The organism is Streptomyces sp. WMMC500 (assembly GCF_027497195.1).
Taxonomy (GTDB): domain Bacteria; phylum Actinomycetota; class Actinomycetes; order Streptomycetales; family Streptomycetaceae; genus Streptomyces.
In genome coordinates this window covers 4731946-4757529 of the sequence record NZ_CP114905.1, presented here as the reverse complement: position 1 = coordinate 4757529, position 25584 = coordinate 4731946, and the positions used below count along the sequence as shown (strand labels likewise).

The following is a 25584-nucleotide window of genomic DNA, read 5'->3' as shown; positions in this document are numbered from 1 at the left end:
TGTGGGGACCTCCGTGTCGAAATCCAGTCGACCGCAGTTGAACAGAGCACCCATCGATTTTCAGCCAAACACAGATGCCTCGCGGACACCACCCTGTGCGAGCCGACAACGCTGGACATCGCCTCATCAGTCCGTGTAAATGTGGATCTATTGCGAGTGGTACAGCATGAGATGGGGGTCTGCGATGCTGTTGAGCGCGATGCCTGCGCCGGTCAGGCCCGTACCGACGGGCCGCGCCGGAGCACGGGCCGCGGGTGCGGAACCGCTGCCGGAAAGACGCCGACGTTGAGCACCCCACCGTTCCCGAATGTGGCCGGAATTGAGCTGCAGCGACTGCTGCGACCCGCTATCGCCCACCCCGCCGAGTCCCCCGCGGCCTCGTACGACCGCCTCTCCGCCTGGGCCGGCGACCTCACCGCACTCCACGAACTGACCGGACGTCTCGCCCGCACGACGGAGTTGGAACAGGCGCTCTACGAGATCGTGCGCGCCGGCGCACAACTCATCGGCGCGCGCCGCGGCTTCGCCGTCCTGCACCCCGCCGACGGCCGCAGCCCCGACACCCGCGTCGGGTACGGCATCGGCGCCGCGGAACTCGGCGCCATGGAGACCGTGCCACGCGCGTCCACGTCGTACGGGCGCATCCTCGATGCCCCCGCCGCCACCCGCCCCGCCGACGTCTGCCGCCCCGACCTCGCCGCCGAACCCGACCTCCACCCCCGCCACCGCGACGTCGCCATGCGCCTCGGCTACGCCGCCGGCTATGCGGTGCCGCTCGCCGCCACGGCGGCCGGCACGGGCACGGCGACGGGCGCCACGCGGGCTCCGGGCAGGGCCGGGCCGGCAGGCGGCGGAGGGCCGGCGGGACGCGCACCGGCCGGTCCGCGACCCCCGGGACCGGGACAGCCGGACCAGGGCGGTATGGCACAACCGGGCCAGACGGGAACCGGACAGCGCAGACGCCCGCCCCCCGCCCTCCTCGGCGCCGTCGAATGGCTCTACGACGGGCCCGCCCGCCCCACCGAACGGCAACGCCGCATCACCGGCCTCTACGCCCGCCACGCCGGCGACCACCTCGCCCGGATCCTCGACCTCGCCCGCGCCCGCACCACCGCCGACGCCGTACGCGCCGCCCTGCTCCCCGCCCGCCTCCCCCGCGTCCCCGGCGCCCGCGTCGCCGTCCGGCACCGCACCGGGCCCCTCGGCGGCGGCGACTTCTACGACGTCCTCCCCCTCCCCGACGGCGCCCTCGGCCTCGCCGTCGGCTCCGCGGGCGGCGGCGGCCCGGCCGCCGTCGCCGCCATGGGCCAGTTGCGCGCGGGGCTGCGCGCGTACGCCGTCATGGAAGGCGAGGACCCCGTCGCCGTCCTGTCCGACCTCGAACTCCTCATGCGGCTGACCGAACCCGGCCGCCGCGCCACCGCCCTCTTCGCGTACGCGCCACCCGGCCGCCGCAGCATGGTCGTCGCCGGCGCGGGACACTGCCCGCCGCTCGTCACCGGCCCCTGGCGCACCGAGTACGCGGAGACCTCCCTGTCCGCGCCGCTGAACATGCTGACCTGCTGGGAAGCGCCCAGCGTCACCATCGACCCCGCCCCGGGCGAAACCATCCTGCTCTACACCGACGGCCTCCTCCACCGCACCGGCCGGCCCACCGACCAGGCCATGAACCGCCTCCACCACGCCGCCGCCACCGCCCCCGCCCCCGTACGCGACGACCCCGAGGCGCTCACCGACCACGTACTCGCCCGCCTGCTGCCCGCCGGGCCCGACGACGGCGCCGGCCACCCCGAGGACGTCGTCCTGCTCGCCGTCCAGCTCACGGGCTGACCGCGGACTGACCGCGGGCTGACCGCGGTCCGGGCGCCGACCTGCCGGCAGTGCGTCCGCCGTCGTTCGAAACGTCACTGCTCGCGGGGTCTTCGCGCCGCGCATGCCGCCGTACGCTGGGAAGCGGCCGACGCATCGCAGAGGAGGAAGCCGTGACCGAGGAGCAGCCGCAGACCCGGACGCCCGAGCCCGCGGAGACCCCGGCCGGGGAGACCGCGGAAGGCGCCGAGGGCGCGGAGGGCGCCGGGAAGCAGCCCGTCAAGCAGCGCAAGAACGGCCTGTACGGCGGCCTCTCGGACGAGCTCGCCGAGAACATGAAGTCCGGCTGGGCCGACACCGAACGCCACGACCTGCAGCCCGTCCCGCAGGCCCGGTACGCGGCCGACCGGCGCGCCGCGGTCTCCGCCCGCTTCCCCGGCGAACGGCTCGTCGTCCCCGCCGGCAACCTCAAGGTCCGGGCCAACGACACCGAATACCCCTTCCGGCCCTCCTCCGACTACGCCTACCTCACCGGCGACCAGACCGAGGACGGCGTGCTCGTCCTGGAGCCCGTCACCGCCGACGACGGCACACCGGGCCACGAGGCGACCGCCTACCTGCTGCCGCGCTCCGACCGCACCAACGGCGAGTTCTGGCTCTCCGGCCAGGGCGAACTGTGGGTCGGCCGGCGCAACAGCCTCACCGAGAACGAGAAGCTGCTCGGCCTGCCCGTCAAGGACGTGCGCAAACTGACCGAGCACCTCGCGGAGGCCACCGGCCCCGTACGGCTGCTGCGCGGCTACGACGCGGGCGTCGAGAAGGCGCTCCACGACAAGGTCACCAAGGAGCGGGACGAGGAGTTCCGCGTGTTCCTCTCCGAGATGCGGCTCATCAAGGACGAGTTCGAGATCGCGGAGCTGGAGTACGCGTGCGAGTCGACCGCGCGCGGCTTCGAGGACGTCGTGAAGGTCCTCGACCGGGCCGAGGCCACCGGCGAGCGCTACATCGAGGGCACGTTCTTCCTCCGCGCCCGCGTCGAGGGCAACGACGTCGGCTACAGCTCCATCTGCGCCGCGGGCCCGCACGCCACCACGCTGCACTGGGTACGCAACGACGGCGCCGTCCGCTCCGGCGACATGCTTCTGCTCGACGCGGGCGTCGAAACCCGCAACCTCTACACCGCGGACGTCACCCGCACCCTCCCCGTCGACGGCACGTACACGCCGCTGCAGCGGCGGATCTACGACGCCGTGTACGAGGCGCAGGAGGCGGGCATCGCGGCCGTCCGGCCGGGGGCGGCGTACCGCGACTTCCACGACGCGGCGCAGCGCGTGCTGGCGGCGAAGCTCATCGAGTGGGGGCTGCTCCAGGTCGAGGACGTGGACAAGGTGCTGGAGCTGGGGCTCCAGCGACGCTGGACCCTGCACGGCACGGGGCACATGCTCGGCATCGACGTCCACGACTGCGCCGCGGCCCGCACGGAGGAGTACGTGGGCGGCACGCTGCGGCCGGGGATGTGCCTGACGGTGGAGCCGGGCCTGTACTTCCAGCCCGACGACCTGACGGTGCCGGAGGAGTACCGGGGCATCGGGGTGCGGATCGAGGACGACATCCTGGTGACGGAGGACGGCTGCCGCAACCTGTCGGCCCACCTGCCGCGGCAGGCGGACGAGGTGGAAGCCTGGATGGCCCGCCTGCGGGGGTGAGGCCGGGGCGGGTGCGGCCGGGGCGGCACGGAGCACCGGCCGGTGCGTACGGGCGGACACCGGCCGGTGCACTGGAGTAGACGCAATCCGGGCGCGGAAGGTTTGCACGAGTTCTGCCCGCCGCCCGTGGGGGCGTGGTGGGCTGCCGGCCGTGCTCGACCGGTCGACGGCTGACAGACTTTGACATCCGTCAGCCGTCAATCACCAGCCGTCAGTCGTTGTCTGTCGATCCACTCAGCGGCAGCCGCACGGTGAACAGCGCCCCGCCCTCCGGCGCCTCACCGACCTCGATCGAGCCCCCGTGGCGTACGACCACGTTCCGGACGATCGCCAGCCCCAGGCCCGCGCCGCCGTCGTCGCGGCTGCGCGCGTCGTCGAGGCGTACGAACCGCTCGAAGATCCGCTCCCGGTCCGCCGGCGGCACCCCCGCGCCGTCGTCCGCGACCTCCAGCACCGCCCACGTGCCCTCGCGGCGCAGACGGACGTCGACCCCGCCGGCGGCGTGCCGTTCCGCGTTGTCCAGCAGGTTGCCGAGGACGCGCTCCAGTTGGCTCCGCGAACCGGCCACCGTCGCGTCCGCCACTTCCCCGGCCACGACCGCCACCCGGCCCTCCGCACCGGCCCCCGCGCCGTCCGCACCATCCGCACCGGCCCGCCGCGCCACGTCCTCCCGCACCAGCCCGCCCAGCGCGACCGGCTTGCCGAGCGGCTCCTCCCCGGCGTCCAGCCGGGCCAGCAGCAGCAGGTCCGCGGCGAGGTGCTGGAGCCGCACGGTGTCCGCCACCGCGCCGTCCAGGTCGAGGAGTTCCGGGTGGGCGGCGGCGACTTCGAGCTGGGTGCGCAGGGAGGCGATGGGGCTGCGCAGCTCGTGGGAGGCGTCGGCGACGAAGCGGCGCTGGCGTTCGACGGACTCCTCCAGCGCGGTCAGCGTCTCGTTGGTGGTACGGGCCAGCCGGGCGACCTCGTCGCGGGTGGCGGGCTCCGGGACCCGGCGGGACAGGTCCGTGGAGGCGGTGATCGCGGCCATCTCGCCCCGGATGCCCTCGACCGGGCGCAGCGCACGCCGCGTGACCAGCCAGGTCACACAGGCCACGACGGCGAGCAGCGGCACGAGGCCGGCGAGCATGGCGCGGCCGACGGTGCCGACGGCGTTCTGCTCGGTGGCGAGGGGGTGGCCGGCCCAGACGGTGTAGGTCCGGCCGTCGGGGGAGGTGGTCTTGAGGCCGGCGAAGGTGTAGTCGGCGCGTTCGCCGTCGAGTACGGCCGAGCCGTCCTTGACGTCCGGTGTGTCCTCGACCTCGCCGCGGCGCGGCGCCTGGTCGTCGTCCCCGGAGTCCCCGGAGTCATCCGAGTCATCCGAGTCGTCGGAGTTATCGGAGTTGTCGGAGTTCGAGTCGTCGGACGCGGAGGCGGAGTCGTCGTCCGCGTCATCGCCGGAGTCGTCGCCCGAGTCGTCGCCGGAATCGTCGTCGCCGCCGTCGTCATCGGAGTCCGCGGAGTCCCCCGCACCGCTCGGTGTCGGGCTCGGGGTCGCGGTGCGCTCCGCGCGGGTTTCCGGCGGGGGTGCGGCGGCGGGGCCGCCGGCGCCGTTGATGATGGTCAGGTCGTCGCTGGCGAGCAGGATCTTCTCCCGGTCGTCGCGTACGACCATGGGTTCGTCGTCGGGGAGGTCGATATCGGCGAGCGGCGCACCGTTGCTCAGCTCGGCCGCGACGCGGCGGGCGTCGACCTCGGCCTGCAGGGCGGCCTGGTCGTGCAGGTTGGCGCGGAGTACGAGCAGGACGGCGACGCCCGCCGCGACGAGCGCCACGGCGACGACGGCCGTCGCGCCGACCGCGGCCTTGGCGCGTACGGAGGAGAACGGGCTACGCACGGGCACCGCCGCCGGCGTCCGGGTCGGTGAGGCGGTAGCCGGCGCCGCGTACGGTCTGGATGGTGCGGGCGCCGAGTTTGCGGCGCAGGGCGCTGACGTAGACCTCGACGATGTTGGGGTCGCCGTCGTACGCGAAGTCCCAGGCGTGGTCGAGGATCTCCGACTTGGCGACGACCTCGCCGGCGCGCTGCACCAGCACTTCGAGGACCGCGAACTCCTTGGTCGTCAGCGTCACCTCCGTCTCGCCGACGTGGACGCGGCGCGCCGCGGGGTCGACGGCGAGGGCGCCGACGCGCAGGACGGGAGCGGCGGTGCGGCCCCGGCGGCGCAGGAGGGCGCGTACCCGGGCGAGGAGGACGACGTAGCTGAAGGGCTTGGTGAGGTAGTCGTCGGCGCCGGTGTCGAGGCCCTCGGCCTCGTCGTACTCGCCGTCCTTGGCGGTGAGCATGAGGATGGGGGTCTCGTCGCCGGCGGCGCGCAGGGCGGCGCAGACGCGGTAGCCGTTCAGGCCGGGAAGCATGATGTCGAGGACGATGAGGTCGTAGTCGGTCTCGGTGGCCCGGTGCAGACCTTCGACGCCGTCGTGGACGACGTCCACGGCGAAGCCCTCGGCGGCGAGCCCGCGGGCGAGGGAGGTGGCGAGGCGTCGTTCGTCCTCGACTATCAGCAGTCGCATTCCCCAAGGGTCGCAAACGGAAGCTGAAGAACCCTTCAGGTTCCTTCAGGGTGCCTTCAGGGTCGTTCAGGCAGCTTGGTCTTCGTCAGGACACAGCGGAACGAGCCGCCGAAAACGGGAGGACCCTCATGAAGCGCAACATCGTCATCGCCGCCGTCGCCAGCGCAGCGCTCGTCACGGGTGGCACGGTGACCGCGGTCGCGGTCTCGAACGGCGACGGCGGGGCGGACGCCGCCGCGCTGCCGGCGGACGTGCAGATGGGCGGCGACGACGGCCGGGACGACGACGGCGACGACCGCGACGACCGCGGCGGCGACGACGACAGCGACGACCGCGGGGACGACGACGGCGACGACCGGGCCGACGACCGCGCCGAGGCCGAGGCGCTCGCCGCCGCGAAGGTGGGCGTCGACGACGCCGTCGCGGCTGCGCTGCAGCAGCGGGCCGGCACGGTGGAGTCGGCCGAGTTCGACGGGGACGACGCCCGCGGCGGGGCCCACACGTGGGAGATCGACGTCCTCGGCGACGACGGCAAGTGGTACGAGGTGAAGGTCGACGCCGACAGCGGTGAGGTGGTCGCGGAGCGCGGCGACGACGACGGCCGTGACGACCGCGGCGACGACGACTCCGACGACCGGGGTGACGACGACACGGACGACCGGGGTGACGACGACACGTCCGACGACCGCGACGACCGCGGTGGCGACGACGACGGCGACGACCGCGGCGGCGACGACTCCGGCGACGACTCCGACGACCGCGGCGACGACTGACCCGGCATCCCGAGCCCCGGCTGACACCGGGCCGAGGCACCTGGGCCGAGGCAGCCGGCAGACCGCCGCACACCCGGTCCCCGCATCCCCCCGAAACCATCCCCCCGGCCCCCGGCGGGCCGCCCCGCGGCATTCCCCAGTCGCGCGGAGGCGCCCCGCCGGGGGCTTCCCCGTACGCGCCCTCCTCCCGGCCCGCCCGGCTCGGCCCTCCGCACGACGGAGGCCGGCCCCGGAGCCCCGTGCCCCCGGCGCCGGCCTCGTGCCGCCACCCGCTACCCCTTGCCGGTGGCGCGTCCGTACTGCAGCAGCGCCCAGGTCACGCAGCCGAAGGAGAGCACCGTGACGACCGAGCGGACGTTGTTCCAGCGCACCCACCTGTCTTCCATCCGCTCGCGCACGCCCGCCAGGTCCTTGATCTGGTCGACGGCGCCCGCCGCGTCGAGGTCGTCGTTCATCGGCACGTTGATCGCGAAGGTGATGACGAGCATGGCCACGTACAGGACGAGCGCGGCGATCAGCCACGGCAGCGCCTTCGACCTCTCGTCGCCGGAAGCGCCGAGGAGCAGGCCGCCGGCCAGGAGCAGGAAGACGAGCGCGCCGCCGAAGCTGAGGGCGAACCAGCCGTTCATCATGGCCCGGTTCATGTGCTGGAAGGTCTCGACGAAACTGCGGTCGCTCGCGCGGGCGAGGCCCGGCATCACCGAGTACGACCAGACGTAGAACAGCCCTGCGCTCAGGCCCGTGGTGAGGGCGGCCGCGAACAGCACCGCCGTGCGGAGGTCAGACATTCCAGGCTCCTCTCTCGGCCGCCTCGCGGACGAAGTCGGTGAAGTCGCGGGGCGCGCGCCCGAGGGCCTGTCGCACGCCGTCGGACAGGTGGGCGTTGCGCCCGTCGAGGATGCGCGTGAACAGGTCCGCGAAGAGCTCGACGAGGTCGGGCGGCAGGTGTCCGGCGGCGACCTCGCGGAACTGCTCGGGGCTGACGGGCACGTACCGCACGTCGCGGCCGGTGGCCTTGCCGATCTCGGCCGCGGCCTCGCCGAACGTGAGCAGCCGGGGGCCGCTCAGCTCGTACGTGGTCCCACTGTGCCCGTCCTCGGTGAGGGCCGCGACCACGACGTCGGCGATGTCGCGCGTGTCGACGAACGGCTCGGGGACGTCGGCGGCGGGCAGGACGAGTTCGCCGGCGAGCACCGGGTCGAGGAGGAAGTCCTCGTCGAAGTTCTGCATGAACCAGGCGCAGCGGACGATCGTCCACTGCGCGCCGGACTCCCGGACGGCGTCCTCGCTCGGGTGGCATTCGGGCTCGCCGCGCCCGGAGAGCAGCACGAGGCGCTCCACGCCGGCGCGCACGGCCGTCTCGGTGAACGCGCGGACGGCGGGGGCGGCGGCGGGGTCGGCGAGGTCGGGGGCGTAGGTGAGGTAGGCGGCGCGGACGCCGCGGAGTGCGGGCTCCCAGGTGGTGCGGTCGTGCCAGTCGAAGGGGACGTCGCCGCGGCGGGAGACGGCGCGGACGGCGAGGCCGCGGGCGGTCAACTGCTCCGCGACGCGGCGGCCGGTCTTGCCGGTGCCGCCGACGACGAGGTGGACGTGTGGCTCGGTGGATGCGCTGTGGTGTGTCATGAGGCCAGTGAAGCCGCGCCGGGCTGGACGCTCCATGGTTCAGAGGCTCGCTCGCATACGTGAGCGTCTACGCTGCTGGGTATGGACTCGCTCGCCGGACTCCTCGACAGCCCTCGCGCACGCGGCGCGTTCATGATGCGCGCGATCCTGGACCCGCCGTGGTCGGTGCGGATCGTGGACCGGGCGCCGTTGTGCGTCGTGGCGCTGGCGAGCGGCACGGCGTGGGTGACGTACGACGACGCGGAGCCGGTGCCGGTGCACGAGGGCGAGCTGGTGATCCTGCGCGGCCCCGACCCGTACGTCTTCTCCGACGACCCTGCGACCGAGCCGCAGGCGCTGATCCACCCGGGCGGGCGCTGCGAGACGCCGGAAGGACACAGCCTCGCCGAGGAGATGGGCCTGGGCGTACGGACCTGGGGGCGCCTCGGCGACGGCGCGGCGAAGATGCTCATCGGCTCGTACGAGAACACCGGCGAGATCGGCGCGCGGCTGCTGAACGCGCTGCCGCGGCTGGTGGTGCTGCGCCGGGACACGTGGGACTGCCCGCTGCTGCCGCTGCTGGAGGAGGAGATCGTGCGGGACGACCCGGCTCAGGAGGTGGTGCTGGACCGGCTGCTCGACCTGCTGACGGTGGCGGCGCTGCGGGCGTGGTTCGCGCGGCCGGAGGCGCAGGCGCCGGGCTGGTACCGGGCGCAGGGGGATCCGGTGGTGGGGCGGGCGCTGAAGTTGCTGCACCACAGCCCGGCGCATCCGTGGACGGTGGCGGAGCTGGCGGCGCGGGCGGGGGTGTCGCGGGCGGCGCTGGCGCGGCGGTTCGCGGAGTTGGTGGGGGAGCCGCCGATGACGTATCTGACGGGGTGGCGGCTGGCGTTGGCGGCGGATCTGCTGCGGGAGCCGGACGCGACGGTGGGTGCGGTGGCGCGGCGGGTGGGGTATGGGAGCCCGTTCGCGCTGAGCACGGCGTTCAAGCGGATGCACGGGGTGAGCCCGCAGGAGCACCGGCTGGCGGGGCCGGGGGCGTAGGGCGGGGCCGGGGCTGGCGCGTGGGGGCGCGGGCGCCGGGCGCGTACGGGCGCGGGCGTGCGGGACCGCCGTCCGGCCGCGCACGATGAGCAGGGGTGTGTGCCGCGTGCCAGTGTCGGAGGATGACCGTACCCACGGCCGCCCGGCGCCTCCACTGGTCGGCCGTGGTGCCGCCGGCCGCCGCCGTGGTGCTCGTGTTCTCCTGGCAGCGTTCGCTCTCCGGGGTGCTGACCGGCGTGGTCGGCTTCTTCCTGATCGCCGCGGTGCTCGCCGCGGTGCATCACGCGGAGGTGGTCGCGGAGCGGATCGGGCAGCCGTACGGGGCGCTGGTGCTGGCGGTGGCGGTGACGGTCATCGAGGTGGCGCTGATCGTCACGATGATGGCCGACGGCGGCGCCAAGGCGAGCGCGCTGGCCCGTGACACCGTCTTCGCCGCCCTGATGATCACCTGTAACGGGATCGTCGGTCTCAGTCTGCTGCTGGTGGCCATGCGCCGCGGGGAGGCGTTCTTCAGCGCGGAGGGTACGGGGACGCAGTTGGCGACGGTGACGACGCTGGCGGGGCTGAGTCTGGTGCTGCCGAAGTTCACCACGAGCGAGCCGGGCCCGGTGTTCGCGACCGGGCAGTTGGCGTTCGCCGCGCTGGCGTCGATCGCGCTGTACGGGATGTTCGTGGCGACGCAGACGGTGCGGCACCGGGAGAAGTTCCTGCCGGTGACGCCGGGCGGCGAGGTGATCGACGACCTGGACGACCCGGCGCACCGGCCGTCGGCGCGTACGGCCCGCAGGGGTCTGGGGCTGCTGCTGCTGGCGCTGGTGTGTGTGGTGGGGCTGGCGAAGGGGGTGTCGCCGTCGATCGAGGACGGGCTGGACTCGGCGGGGCTGCCGCGGTCGGCGGTGGGTGCGGCGATCGCGCTGCTGGTGCTGCTGCCGGAGTCGATCGCGGCGGTGCGGGAGGCCGGCCGGGACCGGGTGCAGACGAGCCTGAACCTGGCGTACGGGTCGGCGATCGCGAGCATCGGGCTGACGATCCCGGCGGTGGCGATCGCGTCGATCTGGCTGGCGGGGCCGCTGAAGCTGGGGCTGGGCGAGAGCCAGTTGGTGCTGCTGGCGATGACGGTGGTGGTGGGGACGCTGACGGTGACGCACGGGCGGGCGACGCTGCAGCAGGGCGGGGTGCATCTGGCGCTGTTCTGCGCGTATCTGGTGCTGGCGGTGATGCCGTGAGCCGGGTGCGGCTCGTTCGGGTGTATCCGCGGTGCGGGGGCGGGGGGTGTCGCGGACGCTGAGGTCATGCTTCTGGACAGCGGGGACGGCCTGGGTGGCAGCGGGGCGGCCGACGGCGGGGTGCCCGGAGGCGGTGACGGTGGCGGCGCGGGCGGGGGGAGTTTCCGGGCGGAGGTGAGGGACGCGGTGACGCCGCGTTCGGCGCTGCTGGTGCTCGGGGTGCTGGCGCTGGGGGTGTTGTTCATCGCGTCGTACGCGGGTGCCTTCCACGCGCCGAAGCCGCGGGACGTTCCGTTCGGGGTGGTCGCCCCGGCGCAGACGCGGGCGGAGACGGTCGCCGGGCTGGACGGGCTGCGGGGCTCGCCGCTGTCGGCGCGGGCGGTGGCGTCGCGGGAGGCGGCGCTGCGGCAGATCCGGGACCGGGAGCTGGACGGCGCGCTGGTCGTCGACCCGCGGGGGTCGAGGGACCTGCTGCTGGTCGCGAGCGGCGCGGGGCAGTCGCTGGCGGACGCGGTGCGGGATGTCGTGGCGGCGGCGGAGCGGGAGCGGGGCCGGGACGTACGGACGGTGGACGTGGCGCCGGCGGATCCGGGGGACGCGCGGGGGTTGTCGGCGTTCTACCTGGTCGTGGGCTGGTGCGTGGGCGGGTATCTGTGCGCGGCGGTCCTCGCCGTCAGCTACGGCGCCCGCCCCGCGGACCAGGGGCGTGCGGTGATCCGGCTGGCGGTGCTGGTGCTGTACGCGATCACGCTGGGGGTGCTGGGCGCGGTGGTGATCGGGCCGGTGCTGGGGGCGCTGCCGGGCAGCGTGGTGGGGCTGGCGGCGCTCGGGGCGCTGGTGGTGTGCGCGGCGGGGGCGACGACGTTCGCGTTCCAGGCGATGCTGGGCGTCCTCGGGATCGGGGTGACGTTGCTGGTGATCATCATCGCGGGCAACCCGAGCGCGGGCGGGGCGTATCCGTATCCGCTGCTGCCGCCGTTCTGGCGGGAGATCGGCCCGGCGCTGATCCCGGGCGCGGGGACGTGGACGGCGCGGTCGATCGCGTACTTCGACGGGCGGTCGGTGGCGGGTCCGCTGCTGGTGCTGGGGGTGTGGGCGGTGGGCGGGGCGGTGCTGACGCTGGTCTTCGCGCGCGTCGGCCCGGCGGACACCGGGCGCTCCCCCACGATGCGCTCGTCCTGACCCGTCCTGACCCGTCCTGACCCGTCCTGATCCGCCTTGACCCGCGCTGATCTGGCCTCCCCCGGCCTGACCCGACCCGGCCTGACCTCTGCCCGCACGCCCGCCCCAGGGTAGGCCGCCCCACCGACAGCGAGCCGCCGTCGAGGCCCCGTCGAGGCCCCGTCCGTGCCTCAGTGGTGGAAGCCCGGCCGGTGCGGCGCCGGCGTGCCGGTCCCGTCCTTCAGCCGCGCCAGGGCCGCCCGTACGTCCCCCGCCAGCAGCTCGATCTTGTCGTGACTGATCCCGTGCCTGATCAGCACCCGCTGGATGACGGTCTCCTGCCGCCGCGGCGGCAGCGGGTACGCGGGCACCTGCCAGCCGCGCAGCCGCAGTTGCTCCGTCAGGTCGTACAGCGTGAAGCCCGTGCCCGCCGGGTCCGTCAGCGTCCACGACACCGCCGGCAGCGCGCCGCGCCCGTCGTACAGCAGCGTGAACGGGCCCATGCCGGCGATCTGTTCGCCCAGCCACGCGGCGCTGGCGGCCCCCGCGCGGTAGATGCGGCGGTAGCCCTCGCGGCCGAGTCGCAGGAGGTTGTAGTACTGCGCGACGACCTCGCCGCCGGGCCGCGAGAAGTTGAGCGCGAACGTCGGCATGTCGCCGCCGAGGTAGCAGACGCGGAAGATCAGGTCCTCGGGCAGCAGGTCGGCGGAGCGCCAGATGGCCCAGCCGACGCCGAGGGGCGCCATGCCGTACTTGTGGCCGGAGGCGTTGATGGACGCCACCCGCGGCACGCGGAAGTCCCACTCCAGCTCGGGGCGGAGGAACGGGGCGACGAAGCCGCCGCTGGCGGCGTCCACGTGCACCGGCACGTCCAGGCCGGTGTCGGCCTGGATCGCGTCGAGTTCGGCGGCGATCTCCTTGACGGGCTCGTAGTCGCAGGTGTACGTGACGCCGAGGATGGCGACGACGCCGATGGTGTTCTCGTCGACGTACGCGCGCAACTGGTGCGGGCGCAGCCCGGTGGCGTCCGCCTCCAGCGGCACCTGGCGGAGCTCGACGTCGAAGTAGCGGGCGAACTTCTCCCAGCACACCTGCACGGGGCCGCACACCAGGTTCGGCCGGTCGGCGGGCTTGCGCTCGGCCTCGCGGCGCTTGCGCCAGCGCCACTTGAGCGCCAGTCCGCCGAGCATCGCGGCCTCGCTGGAGCCGGTGGTCGAGCAGCCCATGGTGGTCTCGCCGTGCGGGGAGTGCCACAGGTCGGCGAGGATGTGCACGCAGCGGTTCTCGATCTCGGCGGTCTGTGGGTACTCGTCCTTGTCGACCATGTTCTTGCCGAGGCACTCGTCCATCAGCTCGTGCACCTCGGCCTCGGCCCAGGTGGTGCAGAACGTCGCGAGGTTCTGCGCGGCGTTGCCGTCGAGGGCCAGCTCGTCGCGGATGAGGGCGTGGACGGCGCGCGGGTCGGAGACCTTCTCCGGCATCCGGTACCTGGGCAGGGCGTGCTCGCTGATGGGCATCGCGTAGACGTCGTCGTACGGTCCGGCGACGCCGCGGTCGGTCTGGTGCAGGGCCACGGTGCGGCTCCTCTCGCCCCGGCGCACCCCTCGCCCGCCCGCGCCCGCTCAGGCGCGAATGAGCGGGCGCGGGCGGACGGCCGGGACGGCCGGACAGCGCCGGCGTCAGCCGCCCCAGGGGACGGTGTCGCCGGGCTCCGGGGTCTGGTCGGGGACGGGCTGGTCGAAGGAGAAGTTCGTGGTCTGCTGCTCACCGTCGCCGGACGAGGTGGCCCGTACCGGGAACGGCTTGCCCTGGGTGGCGACGGAGAGCGTCAGGTCCATCCCGTCGTGCGTGCCCGTGACCTCGACGACGGGCACGCCGTCGACGGTCGTCTCGCCGCCCTTCTTCAGCGGGCCCGCGGAGGTGGCGTCCTTGAGGGTGTCGCGGTGCTCGTTGATGCTGCAGACCCTGGCCAGGTCGGACAGGCCCTGGTCCTGGGCGGTGCCCTGGAGGTACTTGCCCTCCAGCTTCTGCAGGTCCTCCGCCCCGGAGGGAAGGTTGTTCCTCAGCCAGGCGGAGTCCGGCCTGACCCACACCTTGTCGGCGTGCCTGATGATCTCCAGGCTGCCGCCGTCGGCGGCGTAGTCGACGCTGCCGACGCAGTTGTCGGAGCGGTCGGCGGAGACCTCCAGCCGGGCGGGCTCCGTACGGTCGAGGCCGGAGCCGTCCCTGCTGGACGTGACGTGCATGGAGTTGGCGCCGTTGAAGGTGTCCGTGGCCTGGGTGGCGATGTCGGCGGCGCTCTTCTTCGCGACGCCGTTGTCGTCCTGTGCCTGAGCGGTTCCCGCGGTGCCGACCAGGGCGGTCGCGCAGAGCGTGGCACCGAGGGCGCCGAGGGTCGCTTTCCGCGTACGGGGCATCGGGCTTCCTTCCAGGAGGAAACAGCAACGCCAGAATCGTATATTCAGGGCAAATCGGCCGCATGACCGGCGTAGCGGACGGGTGTACGCCCCGCGAGAAGGGCGGGAAGACCCGCGGAGCAGAATGGCGTCGGCGGGTCCGGCCGAGGAGGGCCGGCCGGGGAGGGGCGGACGATGGCGGAGGACCAGGAGCCGGGCGGCCCGGTGGACGCGAGCGTGGCGCACAACGCCCGGGTCTGGAACCACTGGCTGAACGGCAAGGATCACTACGAGGTCGACCGCCAGGTGGGCGACCACGTGGCGGGCATGTTCCCCCTCATCCGCGACGTGGCCCGCGCCGACCGGGTGTTCCTCGGCCGCGCCGTGCGGTTCCTCGCCGGCGAGGCGGGGATACGCCAGTTCCTCGACATCGGCACCGGCCTGCCGACCGCGAACAACACCCACGAGGTCGCCCAGCAGGTGGCGCCGGCGTCCCGGATCGTCTACGTCGACAACGACCCCCTCGTCCTCAGCCACGCCCGCGCCCTGCTCACCAGCACCCCGCAGGGGGCCACCGCCTACGTCGCCGCCGACGCCCACGAGCCGGAGGCGATCCTGCGCGAGGCGGCGCGCACCCTCGACTTCGGCCGCCCGGTGGCGGTCATGATGCTGGGGATCCTCAACTTCGTCCTCGACGACGCCGCCGCACAGCGGGTCGTGCGCGAACTGATGGAGGCGACGCCCCCCGGCAGCTACCTGGTCCTCACCCACCCCACGGTGGAACTGGGCGGCGAGGGCAACGTGGCGGCGATGAAGTTCTGGAACGAGAACGCCACCCCGCCGATCACCGCCCGCAGCCTCGACCAGGTCACGCGGTTCTTCGACGGCCTGGAGCTGCTGGACCCGGGCATCGTCTCCTGCTCCCGGTGGCGGCCGGAGCCCAACGCCTTCGGCGCGCCGGCCGTCGTCCCGCAGTTCGGCGCCGTGGCCCGCAAACCCCCTGCCTGAAGCCAGGCACCCCGCCTTCACCGCGAGATCGCTAAGGTCAGGTGGGACGCCACGAGCGACAAGCGGAGGCTTGGACACCATGAGGGAGACGCCTGCCGGAAGCAGCGCTCCGGTCATCCTGAGCAACGAGCCGGGCTCGTTCGCCCGGGGCGTCCTGGCCGAACGCCATCCGGCCCTCATCCAGCGGGTACGAGAAGCCTTCCCGTACGGCCCTCGCCAGCACAGCGCCCTCGACGCCCTGCTGGACGAGATCACCGACGGTGTCGTCGAACCGCTCGCCCCCTCCGCACATGATCACGAGGTCTGGTCCGCCTGGGGGCGGGAGTACTTCGGGCGATCGTGGTTCGACATCCCGTTCCTGTGGGCCGAGAGCTACTTCTACCGCAGGCTCCTCGGCACCGTCGGCTACTTCGGCCCGGGCCCGTGGCAGGGAATCGACCCCTTCGCGCCCTTCAAACAGGCTGAACTGCGCGACGCGGCGGTGGACGAGGAACTGCGGGCGCTCGACGCGCTCGCCGACGCCCCGGCCGCCGAGCGGGCCACGGCACTGCTCCACGCCGCGCTCTGGGGAAACCGCGCGGACCTCGGCTTCCGCGTCACGGCGGCGGAGCCGGCAGCCGACGCCGCCGAGGCCCTGGTCGCCGACGACAGCGCCGCGCTCTGGAGGCTGCTGCCCGCCGGAGCCCCGGCCGGCGTCGCCGTGGTGGCGGACAACGCGGGGCGCGAACTGATCCCGGACCTGGTCCTCATCGACCACCTCCTTGAGCACGGACACGCCGAGCACGCCGTGCTCCACGTCAAGCCCCACCCCTACTACGTCTCCGACGCGACGACGTCGGACGTCGTCGACTGCCTCCGCCGCCTCGCCCGGGCGCCCGGCGAAGCCGGCAGGACCGGCGCTCGCCTGTGGGCGGCCATGGCGACGGGACGCCTGGAGGTACGTGCCCACGCGTTCTTCTGCGCTCCGCTGCCGTACGAGGAGATGCCCGAGGACCTCCGGAGGGAGTTCGAGGCCGTCCCGCTCACGGTCTTCAAGGGCGACCTCAACTACCGCCGCCTCGTGGGCGACCGGAAGTGGGACGCCACGGTGCCGTTCGCGGAGCGCACCGCCCACTTCCCGGGGGCGGTCGCGGCGCTCCGCACCTTGAAGTCCGATGTGATCGTGGGCTTGGAGCAGGAGACCCTGGAGACCCTGGAACGGTCCGGTGCGGCGTGGCGCACCAGCGGCACCCACGCGCTGATCCAGGTCCGCATGTAGCTGAGACGAGTCCCGCCGCGCCGTCGGTCAGTCCAGGTCGGACATGTCGAGTACGAAGCGGTAGCGGACATCGTTGCGCTCCAGGCGTTCGAGCGCGCGGTTCACCTGGGACGACGGCAGTAGTTCTATGTCTGCGGTGATGTCGTGTTCGGCGCAGAAGCGCAGCATGGCGGCGGTGGACGGGCGGCCGCCGCTGCCGGCGGAGCTGACCTTCTTGCGGCCGACGAGCAGGTCCATGGTGTCCACGGTGACCGTTCCGAGGTGGCCGAGGTGGCTGAGGGTGCCGTCCATGGCGGTCATCCGCAGGTAAGGGGCCAGGTCGTGGGGGGCGGAGACGGTGTCGATGACCACGTCGAACCGGTCGCGGACCGCTTCCGTCTGCCGGGAGTCGGTGGACACGACGAATCCCTGCGCCCCCAGGCCGCGCGCTTCGCCGGCCTTGTCCGGAGTCCGGCTGATGACGGAGGTCGTGGCGCCGAGAGCGGTCGCCATCTTGACCGCGAGGTGCCCCAGGCCGCCCAGTCCGGCCACGGCGACGGTGCTGCCTGGGCCCACTCCGAGCGCCTGCAACGGTTCCCAGACGGTGACCCCGGCGCAGAGCAGGGGGGCTGCGGCGGCCGCGTCGAGGCCCGCGGGGAGGTGGTAGGCGAACTGATGGCTCACCACGTACTCGCGGGAGTATGCGCCCAGGGTGGTCGTCCCGTCCTGCCGGTCGGCTCCGCCGTAGGTCAGTGTCGGAAACTCACGGCAGAAGTTCTCCTGGCCGGCCTGGCACATGCGGCAGATGCGGCAGGAGTCGACGATGTTGCCGACGGCCACGGGGGTGCCCGGGGAGAAGCCGGAAACGGCGCTGCCGGCCTCGGTGACCACGCCGGTGAACTCGTGCCCGGGTACGAGCACGCCGTTCGCGTCGCTCTCGTGCGCGCGGAGCGCCTGGAGGTCTGTGTGGCAGACGCCGCAGTACTCGACACGTACCGCGATGTCGTCCGGGCGCAGGTCCCGGCGCTCCAGCGCCGTGCGGCGCAGGGTCCGCGTCGCGCTGTCCGCCCGCCATCCGGTCGTAGGGCGCATCACCATCTCCTCAGACAGACTGTTCGGTCTGTTTCACCATACGTGCACGGGAACAGGGGGGCAAACAGACAGGTCGGTCTGTAAGATTCGGCACATGCCTGAGCAGCCATCCAGCAGCCGCGGAGCCGCGACGTACCAGCGCATCGTGGACGCGGCCACCCGGGAATTCGCCCAGTACGGCATCGCCGGCGCACGCATCGAGCGGATCATCGCCGCAGCACGCACCAACAAGGCGCAGCTCTACGGCTACTTCGGCAACAAGGACGCGCTCTTCGATGCGATCTTCTTCGCCTCGCTGGAACGGATCACCAATGTCGTCCCCATCGACGGCGCGGATCTCGCCGACTGGGCGGTGCGCCTCTATGACGAGTACCTCAGCCGCCCGGATCTGATCCGGCTTGCGACCTGGGCGCGCCTGGAGCGGCGCCCGACCGGGAATCTCGTGGCGGACCACGACCGCTATGACGACCACAAACTCCGTGTCATCGCAGAGGCCCAGGCCGCTGGGCGCATCAGGCAGGGAGACCCCTTCGACATGATGGCCGTGGTCATCGCCATGTCCATGGCCTGGTCGCCGGTGAGCAACGTCTACGCCGCCTCCGCGGAGGAGAGCACGGCCGTGCACGACCAGCGGCGCGCCCTGCTCCGGGACTGCGTACAACGCGCTGTCGCCCCAGACCCGGGAGCGTGAACACACGCAGTTCGGACGCCATCTCCGCACGGGCGGCGGCGACGTCCTGACCAAGGCCGTCGACAGCCGCGAACTCGGCACCGCGATGTGGCCTACAGCCTCAGGAATCCGCGGAAAATAGCAGATCAGAGCGCCATCTTGCCCGTCACGCCGCCTGGAGCGGGGCGTCCTCGCGCCACTTGAGGATCTTGTCGAAGCTCACCACCGCGCCGCGGCCCGGGCGGTCGCGGATGTCGACGTGGTCGCTCAGCTCCGCGATCAGGAACAGGCCGCGGCCGCCCTCCGCGCCGGTGTCGGTCAGGGGCGCGGCCGGGGTGCGGGAGGGGTCGGCGGGTGGGGTGGCGGTGGCGAAGCCCGGGCCGGAGTCGATGACCTCGATGTGGCAGCGGTCGCCGTCGAACCAGGCGGTGACGCGGTAGTCGTCGCCGGCCGCGGCGTCGCCGTGCTCGACGGCGTTGGCGCAGGCTTCGGTGAGGGCGAGAGAGAGGTCGAAGGCGACGTCCGGGTCCACCCCGGCCGTCTCCATGGCGCCGACCAGCAGGCGGCGGGCGAGCGGGACGCTGGCCGCCTCCCGGCGCAGGCGCAGGGACCACCACATGCTCATGCTGTCAGCCTCCTGGCCGCCACCCCGACATACGGTACGTATAACCCTTGTGTCGGCACCATAAGCACGCGAGTTGCGTGAGAACCCTCATTCGGCGGAGGGGTTTCTTCCGCCGAATGGAGTGGGACATGACATGGCCCGGATCCGGCCGATCGGCGCCCCGGCAGGGTCCGTACGGCCGTGCGGTGAGATGATAGCGCCCGCCATGGCTGCCCCTCACGCTTCCGCCGGTACGGAGCTGCGCCTTCTGCGGGCCGCGGTGTTCACCGCGGTCTGCGTCGTGCTGTCCGCCGGCGGGCACGTGCTGGCCTCGAACGAGACGGTGCCGCTGTGGTCCCTCGGCGTCTCCGCGGCGCTGGTGTTCGCCCTGGCCGTGCCGCTGGCCGGGCGGGAGCGGTCGCTGCCGGGGATCGCGGCGCTGCTGGCGGTGGGGCAGACCGGGCTGCACGGGGTCTTCGGGTTCGGGCAGCAGTGCGCCGTCGGCGGCGCGGCGGCTACGGGCCACGGCGCGCACGCGGGCGGCGCGAGCGGTGCGGGCGGCGAGGGCGGCGGTGCCGCCGTCGAGCTCGCCCGCCGGCTGCTCTGCAACGACGCCGGGATGCACCTCACCGAGGGCCGCGCCCGCGAGATCGTCACCGACGCCGGCCTCGACCCGGACGCCGGCATCGGCGGTGCGGGAGGCGCGGCGGGCACGCACGCCGCGCACGGCGGCGGGGCCGGCGACGGCCTCGGCACCGTGTTCGACCTGTCCACGTACTCGCTGCCGATGATCCTCGGCCACCTCCTCGCCGCCCTCGCCGCCGGCTGGCTGCTGCGCCGCGGCGACGCGGCCCTGACGACCCTGCTGCGCATCGCCGCCGGCGACGCCGCCCTCGCCCCGCTGCGCGCCGCCGTGCGCTACGTGCGGGCCCTCGACGCCGGGTTCCGCGGCGCCGGCCGGCCGGTCGCGCGCCCCCGGGCGGTGCCGGCGTACGACGAGCGGAGCGCCCGTACCGTACGCGAACTGCAGCACACCGTCGTACGCCGCGGGCCCCCGGCGCTCGCCCTCGCGGCCTGACGCGACGGCACCCCTCCGGCTTCGGCCCACGCACCGCACGCCCCCGTACGACACGCACGGGCGGGCGGCGGCGTCGGCTTCGGGTGAGCGGGTGGTCGCGCCGCTGCCGCACGCGCGCCAACCCCCCAACCCATCACCAGCCACCGGAGTGTGTCAGTCATGAAGTCATCCCGTATGCGGCGTATGTCCCTTGCCACCGCCGTCGCCGCCGGCGCCGTCCTGCTCCTCGCCGGGCCGGCCGCCGCACATGTCACCGTCGATCCCGACGCGGCCGAGCAGGGCGGCTACGCCACCGTCAACTTCAAGGTCCCCAACGAGCGCGACGACGCCTCCACGGTCAAGCTGGAGGTCACCCTGCCGGCCGAACACCCGCTGACGTCCGTCATGCCCCAGCCCGTGCCCGGCTGGGACGTGAAGGTGGAGAAGGCCAAGCTCGACACCCCGATCGAATCGCACGGCGAGCAGATCACCGAGGCTGCCAGCAAGGTCACCTGGTCCGGCGGGAAGATCGAGCCGGGGACGTTCCAGCAGTTCCCGGTCTCCATGGGCGCACTGCCCGAGGACGCGGACCAGTTGGTGTTCAAGGCGGTCCAGACGTACGACAGCGACGAGGTCGTCCGCTGGATCGAGATCCCCGAGGAGGGCGCGGAGGAGCCGGAGCTGCCGGCGCCCGTGCTGGCCCTGACGCCCGCCGCGGACGGCGGCCACGGCGGCGCCGGTGACGACGCCGCCGACGACGACGCCGGGAACGGCGACGACACCGAGCCGGCCGCCGCCGAGGGCGACGGCACGAACGACACGGCCGCCGACGACGACGGCTCCTCCGACACCACCGCCCGCACGCTGGGCATCGTCGGCATCGTGCTCGGCGCCGGCGGCGTCGCGTTCGGCGTGATGTCGCGGCGGCGCGGCACGGGCGGCTCGTCCGCCGCGTAACGGCACTCGGCAGGTCATACGCAAGCGGTGGCCCGGCCGGCGGCGCCGGGCGGGCCACCCGGGCACGCAAGGAAACACAGCATGCGCACAACCCGTAGGAGCACCCTCTACGCCGCCGCGGCCCTCGCCGCCGCCGCGGCCCTCACCCTCACCGCCTGCGGCTCCGACGCCGCCGACGACGGCGCCAAGCCCGCCGTCGAGATCTCCGGCGGCAACAGCAAGCCGGGCGTCGTCCTCGACACCCCCAAGGCGAAGCCGGACCTCGTCCTGACCGACACCGAGGGCGAGGAGTACGACTTCGTCGCCGAGACCGCGGGCAAGCCCACCCTCCTCTTCTTCGGCTACACCAACTGCCCCGACGTCTGCCCCACGACGATGAGCGACATCGCCATCGCCAAGCAGAAGCTGCCCCGCGCCGAGCAGGAGAAGTTGCAGGTCGTCATGGTCAGCACCGACCCCGAGCGCGACACCCCGCGCCGGATGGGCACGTGGCTCGACGCCCAGGACAAGGACTTCGTCGGCCTCACGGGCGACTTCGCCGCGGTCAAGGCGGCCGCGAAGAGCGTCGGCGTCCACCTGGAGGCGCCGGAGAAGGAGAAGGACGGCAGCATCACCGTCAGCCACGGCGCGGAGGTGCTGGCGTACTCGCCCAAGGACGACAAGGCGCACGTGCTGTATCTGGCCGGAGTGACGGCCGAGCAGTACGCGAAGGACATGCCGAAGCTGGTCAGGGGAGAGAACCCGTGAGGCGTACGCGGAGGGCCGCAGTAGTTACTGCGGCTGCCCTGTCCGGCGCCCTGACGTTCCTGACCGCATGTTCCGGTGACGATTCCGGTACGGGTACGAAGGCGGAGTCCCGCGACGGCTCCGGCTCCGGCCCGCGGCTGCGCGCCGAGGCGGGTTTCGTACCGCAGCCGGTGCTGAAGGACCTCGCCGCCGGCTATCTGACCGTACGCAACGACGGCGTGGCCGGCGACCGCCTCACCGCCGTCAGCACCGACGTCGCCGACGACGTCACCCTGCACACCACAGAAGGTGAGCGGATGCGCGCCGTCGACGGCCTGGACGTGCCCGCGGGCGGCGAGCTGAAGCTCGCCCGCGGTGGAAGCCATCTGATGCTGGAGAGGCTGGAGCGCAAACCGGAGATCGGCGAGAAGGTTTCCCTCGTGCTGCACTTCGCCGAGTCGGAGCCGATCGAGGTCGACGTGCCCGTACAGCCGAGAACGTACCGCCCCGCGGAGTGAGAGGCGTGCCATGACCGCAACCGGACAGCTCCACCGAGCCCACCGCGCACCGACGCGCCGGCGCTCGATATCCCGCGGGCGCGCGCTCGGGGCGTTGTGCGCCGCCGTCGCCGCCGTGCTGTGCGTCCTCGTCCCCGGCGCCACCCCGGCCGCGGCGCACGCCGCGCTCACCGGCACCGACCCCGCCGAGGGCGCGGTCGTCCAGGAGGCGCCGCGGGCCGTCTCACTGGAGTTCTCCGAGGGCGTGCAGTTGAGCGACGACGCCATCCGCGTCCTCGATCCGGACGGCAACGACGTCACCAAGGGCGGCAGCGGCCACGCCGACGGCGATGCCTCGACGGCGACGACCGCGCTGCGCCCGGGGCTGCCGGACGGCACGTTCACCGTGGTCTGGAAGGCCGTGTCCGCCGACAGCCACCCCATCTCCGGCGCGTACACCTTCTCCGTCGGCAAGCCGTCGGAGACGAAGGTGGCGGTGTCCGAGGCGGGCGAGGACAACGGCAGCGCCACGGCGCTCTACGACACCGGGCGCTACGTGGCGTACGCGGGCTTCGTCCTGCTCGTCGGCGGCGGCGTGTTCGCGGGCGTGTGCGGCGGGCGGGGCCGGGTCGTGCGCCGGGTGGCGAGCGGCGGGTGGGCGCTGCTGTTCGCCTCCACCGTGGCGCTGCTGCTGCTGCGCGGGCCGTACACGGGCGCGGACTTCGGGCTCGACTCGATGCGCGACGTGCTGGAGACCCGGCCGGGCACGGCGCTGCTGTCGCGGCTGCTGCTGCTGGGCGCCGCCGCGGTGGTGCTGGCGGTGCTGTTCGGGGTGTACACGCGGGAGAACGCGCCCGGCGCGAAGGGCGCGCGCGCGAAGGCGGGCACTTCTGCGGGCGCGGGCGCGGGTGCCGACGAGGCTGCGGATACGGGTACGGGCCCGGACTCCGGCTCCGGCGCGGCGGCCGACGCCGCAACCGGTGACGACGAGGCACGCAGCCGCGACCTGGCCATCGGCCTCGGGCTCGGCGGCGGCGTGGTCGCCGTCGGCCTCGCCGCGACCTGGGGCATGGCCGAGCACGCCTCCACCGGCATCCAGCCGTGGCTGGCCGTGCCGATGACGATGGCCCACCTCCTGGCCGTCGCCGTCTGGCTCGGCGGCCTCGCCTCGCTCACGCTGAGCCTGCGTCTCGGGCCGTGGGTTCCGTCGTACGTCATCCGCCGCTTCTCGCGGCTGGCGCTGACGTCGGTGACGGTGCTCGCCCTGACGGGGCTGTACCAGGCGTGGCGCGGGCTGGGCACCTGGGCCGCGCTGACGGACACGACGTACGGGCAGTTGCTGCTGGTGAAGGTCGGGCTGGTCGCGGTGCTGGTCACCGCGGGCTGGACGTCGCGGCGGTGGACGCAGCGGCTGGCGGGCTCCGGTCTGTCGGCGCGCGCGGAGCCGGCGGAGGAGGCGGCCGGGGCGCCGCTCGTGCACGCCGCCGCCACCGCGGAGGCGGGGGGCAAGGGCGACGCCGAGGCGGGCAGCGGCACCGGCCCCGACCGCGCCGCCCAGCTCGCCCGCCAGCGGGCCGCCGTCGACGCCACCCGCGCGCGCAAGGAGCGCGACGCCGACCCCGTGCGCCGGGGCCTGCGCCAGTCCGTCCTCGTCGAGACCGTTCTCGCCGTCGTCCTGCTGTCCGTCGTGACCCTGCTGACGGGCACCCAGCCGGGCCGGGCCGAGACCGAGCAGGCCGCGGCCGAGTCGGCGCAGCAGCAGCCGGCCGGGCCGGTCAAGGTGAGGATCCCGTACGACACCGGCGGCCAGGGCGGCGCCGGCACCGCGGAGATCACCGTCGACCCCGGCCGGACCGGCGACAACCAACTGCACATCTACCTCACGGACGCCAACAACCAGCTCCTCAACGTCCCCGAGCTGCGGCTCTCCTTCACCCTGGAGGAGAAGGACGTCGGCCCGCTCGACGTCACGCCCACCCCCGTCGAGAACGGGCACTGGGCCGCCACCGGCGTGCAGCTCCCGATGGCCGGGGAGTGGACCCTCCGGATGACCGTGCGCACCTCGCCCATCGACCAGGTGACAGAAGAGAAGAAGTTGACGATCCCGTGAGTACGACACGTTCCACCCGCAAAACCGGACCGGACACCGCACCCGACCCAGCGCCCGACGCGGCACCGGACACCGGCACGTCCGCCGGAGCCCCCCGGCACCCCGTCTCCCGCCGCCGCCTCCTCGGCGCGGCGGGGGCCGCCGGGGCGGCCGGGCTCGTCGCCGGCGGCGCCTCCGGCGCGGTGGCCGCCGAGGCGCTGCGGGACGCGCCCCCCGCGCCGCTGACGTCGATCGGCGCGAACGGCGTGCCGTTCCACGGCCCGCACCAGGCGGGCATCACCACCCCGCTGCAGGCCGCGGGCCACTTCGCCGCCTTCGACCTGGCGCCGGGCGCCGGGCGCAAGGAGGCCGCGGCGCTCATGCGGCGGTGGTCGGCGGCGGCCCGTGAGCTGAGCGAGGGCCGGGCCGCGGCGGGCGCCACCGGCAGCGCGCTCGACGCGGGGCCCGCGGCGCTGACGGTGACGTTCGGCTTCGGGCGCACCTTCTTCGACCGCACCGGCCTGGCCGCCCGCCGCCCCGCCGGGCTCGCCCCGCTGCCGCCGTTCTCCGCCGACGCGCTGGACGAGCGGCGCAGCGACGGCGACCTGTGGCTGCAGATCGGCGCCGACGACGCGCTCGTCGCGTTCGACGCGCTGCGTACGCTCCAGCGCCGGGCGGGCGCCGCGGCGGTGCTGCGCTGGCAGATGAGCGGCTTCAACCGCACCCCCGGCGCCACCGACCGGCCCCGTACCGCGCGCAACCTCATGGGGCAGGTCGACGGCACCAACAACCCCAAACCGGAGGACCCGGACTTCGACGCGCACGTCTTCGTCGCCCCGGACAGCGGGCAGGCGTGGCTGGCGGGCGGCTCGTACGCCGTGTTCCGCCGGATCCGGATGCTGCTCGACACCTGGGACCACCTGTCGCCCGAGCGGCAGGAGCGGGTCATCGGCCGCCGTAAGTCCGACGGCGCTCCGCTGTCCGGCGGCGGGGAGACGACGCCGGTGGACATGAACAAACAACTCGCGGACGGCTCGCTGGCCATCGCGGGGGACGCGCACGTACGGGTGGCGGCGCCGGAGTCGAACGGCGGGGCGACGATGCTGCGCCGCTCGTTCTCGTACCACGACGGTTATCTGGACACCCGGGACGGGCCGGTGCCCGACGCCGGGCTGCTGTTCGTCGCCTGGCAGGCGGATCCCCTGAAAGGGTTCGTGCCGGTGCAGCGCAAGCTGGACCGGGGCGACGGGCTGTCGCGCTTCCTGCGGCACGAGGCGAGCGGGCTGTTCGCGGTGCCGGGCGGGGCGGCGGAGGGCGAGTACGTGGGCCAGCGGCTGCTGGAGGGCTGAGCGGGGCCCGTACGGACCGGGGCTCCCGGGCC

23 protein-coding genes are annotated in these 25584 nt (G+C 73.7%); 15 read left to right on the top strand and 8 right to left on the bottom strand.

Features of this window, described 5'->3' with window-relative positions; genetic code table 11:
- Window positions 1-309 precede the first annotated feature (309 nt).
- Both O7599_RS20415 and O7599_RS20410 read left to right on the top strand, forming a co-directional pair.
- Window positions 310-1830 (top strand): PP2C family protein-serine/threonine phosphatase, encoded by a 1521-nt coding sequence (locus O7599_RS20415; RefSeq protein WP_281617043.1) that lies wholly within the window; start codon window positions 310-312, stop codon window positions 1828-1830.
- Window positions 1831-1982: 152 nt separating this feature from the next.
- Complete coding sequence (locus tag O7599_RS20410; RefSeq protein ID WP_281617042.1) at window positions 1983-3515, top strand: aminopeptidase P family protein; 1533 nt, start codon at window positions 1983-1985, stop codon at window positions 3513-3515.
- A 211-nt stretch (window positions 3516-3726) separates the two neighbouring features.
- Here O7599_RS20410 and O7599_RS20405 read toward each other — a convergent pair whose 3' ends face one another.
- Window positions 3727-5388 carry a HAMP domain-containing sensor histidine kinase gene (locus O7599_RS20405; RefSeq protein ID WP_281623453.1) on the bottom strand — a complete coding sequence of 554 codons (1662 nt, stop codon included), beginning with the start codon at window positions 5386-5388 and terminating at the stop codon, window positions 3727-3729.
- Window positions 5381-6064 (bottom strand): response regulator transcription factor, encoded by a 684-nt coding sequence (locus O7599_RS20400; protein WP_281617041.1) that lies wholly within the window; start codon window positions 6062-6064, stop codon window positions 5381-5383. The genes O7599_RS20405 and O7599_RS20400 overlap by 8 nt, the downstream gene beginning before the upstream one ends.
- Before the next feature lie 128 nt (window positions 6065-6192).
- Here O7599_RS20400 and O7599_RS20395 point away from each other — a divergent pair, with 128 nt between their 5' ends.
- Window positions 6193-6837, top strand: coding sequence for a PepSY domain-containing protein (locus O7599_RS20395; RefSeq protein WP_281617040.1), 645 nt, complete (start codon window positions 6193-6195; stop codon window positions 6835-6837).
- Between the two features lie 272 nt (window positions 6838-7109).
- Here the strand turns inward: O7599_RS20395 and O7599_RS20390 are convergent, their stop codons facing one another.
- Both O7599_RS20390 and O7599_RS20385 read right to left on the bottom strand, forming a co-directional pair.
- A complete protein-coding gene (locus tag O7599_RS20390) occupies window positions 7110-7625 on the bottom strand; it encodes a DUF1772 domain-containing protein (RefSeq protein ID WP_281617039.1) in 516 nt (171 codons plus the stop codon).
- Entirely contained in the window at window positions 7618-8460 is an 843-nt protein-coding gene (locus O7599_RS20385; RefSeq protein ID WP_281617038.1) for an NAD(P)H-binding protein, read from the bottom strand. The genes O7599_RS20390 and O7599_RS20385 overlap by 8 nt, the downstream gene beginning before the upstream one ends.
- A gap of 81 nt (window positions 8461-8541) precedes the next feature.
- On the opposite strand from O7599_RS20385, the gene O7599_RS20380 reads away from it, so the two are divergent.
- The 3 genes from O7599_RS20380 (at window position 8542) to O7599_RS20370 (ending at window position 11891) form a co-directional block, all read left to right on the top strand.
- Entirely contained in the window at window positions 8542-9483 is a 942-nt protein-coding gene (locus O7599_RS20380) for an AraC family transcriptional regulator (RefSeq protein ID WP_281617037.1), read from the top strand.
- A 122-nt stretch (window positions 9484-9605) separates the two neighbouring features.
- Complete coding sequence (locus tag O7599_RS20375; RefSeq protein ID WP_281617036.1) at window positions 9606-10709, top strand: ionic transporter y4hA; 1104 nt, start codon at window positions 9606-9608, stop codon at window positions 10707-10709.
- Between the two features lie 66 nt (window positions 10710-10775).
- Window positions 10776-11891 carry a DUF3533 domain-containing protein gene (locus tag O7599_RS20370; RefSeq protein ID WP_281617035.1) on the top strand — a complete coding sequence of 372 codons (1116 nt, stop codon included), beginning with the start codon at window positions 10776-10778 and terminating at the stop codon, window positions 11889-11891.
- Window positions 11892-12061: 170 nt separating this feature from the next.
- Here O7599_RS20370 and O7599_RS20365 read toward each other — a convergent pair whose 3' ends face one another.
- Window positions 12062-13387 (bottom strand): glutamate decarboxylase, encoded by a 1326-nt coding sequence (locus O7599_RS20365; RefSeq protein WP_281623452.1) that lies wholly within the window; start codon window positions 13385-13387, stop codon window positions 12062-12064.
- A gap of 162 nt (window positions 13388-13549) precedes the next feature.
- Complete coding sequence (locus tag O7599_RS20360) at window positions 13550-14287, bottom strand: hypothetical protein (RefSeq protein ID WP_281617034.1); 738 nt, start codon at window positions 14285-14287, stop codon at window positions 13550-13552.
- A 174-nt stretch (window positions 14288-14461) separates the two neighbouring features.
- Here O7599_RS20360 and O7599_RS20355 point away from each other — a divergent pair, with 174 nt between their 5' ends.
- Window positions 14462-15274 carry an SAM-dependent methyltransferase gene (locus tag O7599_RS20355; RefSeq protein ID WP_281617033.1) on the top strand — a complete coding sequence of 271 codons (813 nt, stop codon included), beginning with the start codon at window positions 14462-14464 and terminating at the stop codon, window positions 15272-15274.
- Window positions 15275-15353: 79 nt separating this feature from the next.
- On the top strand, window positions 15354-16532 hold the full coding sequence (locus O7599_RS20350) for a damage-control phosphatase ARMT1 family protein (RefSeq protein WP_281617032.1): 1179 nt from the start codon (window positions 15354-15356) through the stop codon (window positions 16530-16532).
- 27 nt (window positions 16533-16559) lie between these two features.
- Here the strand turns inward: O7599_RS20350 and O7599_RS20345 are convergent, their stop codons facing one another.
- Window positions 16560-17603: an NAD(P)-dependent alcohol dehydrogenase gene (locus tag O7599_RS20345; protein WP_281617031.1), complete on the bottom strand. Its 1044-nt coding sequence runs from the start codon at window positions 17601-17603 to the stop codon at window positions 16560-16562.
- Window positions 17604-17697: 94 nt separating this feature from the next.
- Here O7599_RS20345 and O7599_RS20340 point away from each other — a divergent pair, with 94 nt between their 5' ends.
- The gene (locus O7599_RS20340) at window positions 17698-18294 is read left to right on the top strand and encodes a TetR family transcriptional regulator (protein WP_281617030.1); all 597 of its coding nucleotides are present in this window, start codon (window positions 17698-17700) and stop codon (window positions 18292-18294) included.
- Window positions 18295-18439: 145 nt separating this feature from the next.
- Here the strand turns inward: O7599_RS20340 and O7599_RS20335 are convergent, their stop codons facing one another.
- Window positions 18440-18898 carry an ATP-binding protein gene (locus O7599_RS20335; RefSeq protein WP_281617029.1) on the bottom strand — a complete coding sequence of 153 codons (459 nt, stop codon included), beginning with the start codon at window positions 18896-18898 and terminating at the stop codon, window positions 18440-18442.
- 133 nt (window positions 18899-19031) lie between these two features.
- Between O7599_RS20335 and O7599_RS20330 the strand changes: the two genes are divergently transcribed.
- From O7599_RS20330 to efeB, 6 genes are all read left to right on the top strand, one after another.
- Window positions 19032-19955: a hypothetical protein gene (locus O7599_RS20330; RefSeq protein ID WP_281617028.1), complete on the top strand. Its 924-nt coding sequence runs from the start codon at window positions 19032-19034 to the stop codon at window positions 19953-19955.
- 174 nt (window positions 19956-20129) lie between these two features.
- Entirely contained in the window at window positions 20130-20891 is a 762-nt protein-coding gene (locus tag O7599_RS20325) for a YcnI family protein (protein WP_281623451.1), read from the top strand.
- 81 nt (window positions 20892-20972) lie between these two features.
- Window positions 20973-21638, top strand: coding sequence for an SCO family protein (locus tag O7599_RS20320; protein WP_281617027.1), 666 nt, complete (start codon window positions 20973-20975; stop codon window positions 21636-21638).
- Complete coding sequence (locus O7599_RS20315; RefSeq protein ID WP_281617026.1) at window positions 21635-22135, top strand: copper chaperone PCu(A)C; 501 nt, start codon at window positions 21635-21637, stop codon at window positions 22133-22135. The genes O7599_RS20320 and O7599_RS20315 overlap by 4 nt, the downstream gene beginning before the upstream one ends.
- A 10-nt stretch (window positions 22136-22145) precedes the next feature.
- Window positions 22146-24224: a copper resistance protein CopC gene (locus O7599_RS20310; RefSeq protein ID WP_281617025.1), complete on the top strand. Its 2079-nt coding sequence runs from the start codon at window positions 22146-22148 to the stop codon at window positions 24222-24224.
- Window positions 24221-25552: an iron uptake transporter deferrochelatase/peroxidase subunit gene (gene efeB / locus O7599_RS20305; protein WP_281617024.1), complete on the top strand. Its 1332-nt coding sequence runs from the start codon at window positions 24221-24223 to the stop codon at window positions 25550-25552. The genes O7599_RS20310 and efeB overlap by 4 nt, the downstream gene beginning before the upstream one ends.
- Window positions 25553-25584 lie beyond the last annotated feature (32 nt).